Annotated in this window: 2 protein-coding genes; both read left to right on the forward strand. The window is 68.5% G+C overall.

Annotated features, from left to right (window positions below; all coding sequences use genetic code 11):
* Positions 1–142 precede the first annotated feature (142 nt).
* Entirely contained in the window at positions 143–829 is a 687-nt protein-coding gene (locus RT567_RS16455) for a glutathione S-transferase family protein (RefSeq protein ID WP_313577273.1), read from the forward strand.
* Positions 830–967: 138 nt separating this feature from the next.
* The coding region (gene queG, locus RT567_RS16460) for a tRNA epoxyqueuosine(34) reductase QueG (RefSeq protein ID WP_313577274.1) at positions 968–1,831 on the forward strand (864 nt) is incomplete at its 3' end.

Raw genomic sequence — 1,831 nt, forward strand, 5'->3', positions numbered from 1 at the left:
TTCGCTCCGTCCCGCCCGACGGCGCCGGAACCGACCGCGCCCGACGCGCCAGTGGCCCGCACTGGCCCCTGGTCCTGAGCCCCTGCGACAATCGCGCGCGGTAAACGGAGCCTTAACGCGCGCGGGCGCATGAAGGCGGACGATGTCCACGCCCGCCGTCCTTTATCATTTCGCCTTTCATCCAGCCTCGCGCGCGGCGCGGCTGGCGCTGGGCGAAGCCAAGGTCGACTATAGCGAGGAAGCCGTCCGCCCGTGGGAGGACGACTGCCCCCTGTTCGAGCTGAACCCCTCGGGCATGCCGCCGGTGCTGACGACGACCGAGAAGAACCGGCCCCTGACGCTGTGCGAACTGGAGGCTGTGCTGGGCTGGCTGGAAGACCGCGCCAAGGGCGACTTCCTGCTGCCCGCCGATGCCGCGGAGCGCGCCGAGGCGCGTCGTCTGGCGACCTGGTTCAGCCGCCGCTTCACCGATGAGGTGGACGCCGTCCTGCTGCATGAGCGGATGGAGAAGCCCCTGCTGCGCCTGGGCCCGCCTGACGCCCGCATGCTGCGCGAAGGCCGCGAATTCCTGAAGGGGCATCTGACGGTGCTGGAGCCGCTGGCGTCGAGCCGCGAATGGCTGGCCGGGCGCCGCCTCAGCCAGGCCGACCTGATCGCGGCGGGGCATCTGTCGGTGCTGGACTATTTCGGCGAGATCGCCTGGGCGTCCTGGCCGTCGCTGAAGCTGTGGTACTCCAAGCTGAAGTCGCGTCCCTGTTTCCGGCCCCTGCTGGGCGACCGCTTCCCCGGCGTGCATCCGGCGCCCTGGTACGCCGATCTCGACTTCTGAGGGCCGGGAGGGCTAAAGCGAAATCGGTTCACATGCGATCGCATGTGAACCCAGATCTTCGCTCAAGCATTTATTTTGGACCATTGATCTGAGCTTGGATTGATTCAATCCAAACCGATAATGGTCTAAAGCGCCCTCATGGCGGCCGATCCCCGCATCTTCATCCGACAGCGCGCCGCCGAACTGGGCTTCGGCGTGTGCCGCTTCGCCTCGGCCAGCGATCCGTGGAGCGCGGGCGAGAAGCTGGCCCACTTCGTCGACGCGGGCCGTCACGGCGACATGGGCTGGATGGAGACGACGCTGGAGCGCCGCGCCCACCCCACCGCCATGTGGGACGGGGCGAAGACGGCCATCGTCCTGGGCATGAACTACGGCCCTGACGAAGACCCTCGGCCCGAGCTGGAGGACGCCTCGGCGGGCTATATCTCCGTCTATGCGCGCGGCGACGACTATCACGAAGTCATCAAGGGGCGGCTGAAGATCCTGGCCGGTCAGATCGCCGCCCGACTGGGTCAAGAGGTCAAGGTCTTCGTCGACACCGCCCCCCTGATGGAGAAGCCGCTGGCCCAGCGGGCGGGCCTGGGCTGGCAGGGCAAGCACACCAATCTGCTCAGCCGCACCCACGGCAACTGGCTGTTCCTGGGGACCATACTGACCGCCGCCGAGATCAAGCCGGACGAGGCCGAGGTCGAGCACTGCGGCCGCTGCACCGCCTGCCTGGACGCCTGCCCGACGCAGGCCTTTCCGGCGCCGTTCCAGATCGACGCCCGGCGCTGCCTCTCCTATCTGACCATCGAATACGCCGGCGCCTGGCCGCGCGAGTTCCGCGTCGCGACGGGCAACCGCATCTACGGCTGCGACGACTGCCTGGCGGCCTGCCCGTGGAACAAGTTCGCGCAAGAAGCCTCGGAGGCGCGGCTACAGGCGCGCGACGCGCTGAAGTCGCCGCCGCTGGCGGACCTGCTGGCGCTGGACGACCCCGCCTTCCGCGCCCTGTTCACC

The organism is Brevundimonas sp., from assembly GCF_032107865.1.
Lineage (GTDB): Bacteria > Pseudomonadota > Alphaproteobacteria > Caulobacterales > Caulobacteraceae > Brevundimonas.

Excerpts from the sequence above, each read along its gene's own strand:
- RT567_RS16455 (WP_313577273.1), top strand. The coding sequence starts at position 143 with ATGTCCACGCCCGCCGTCCTTTATCATTTCGCCTTTCATCCAGCCTCG.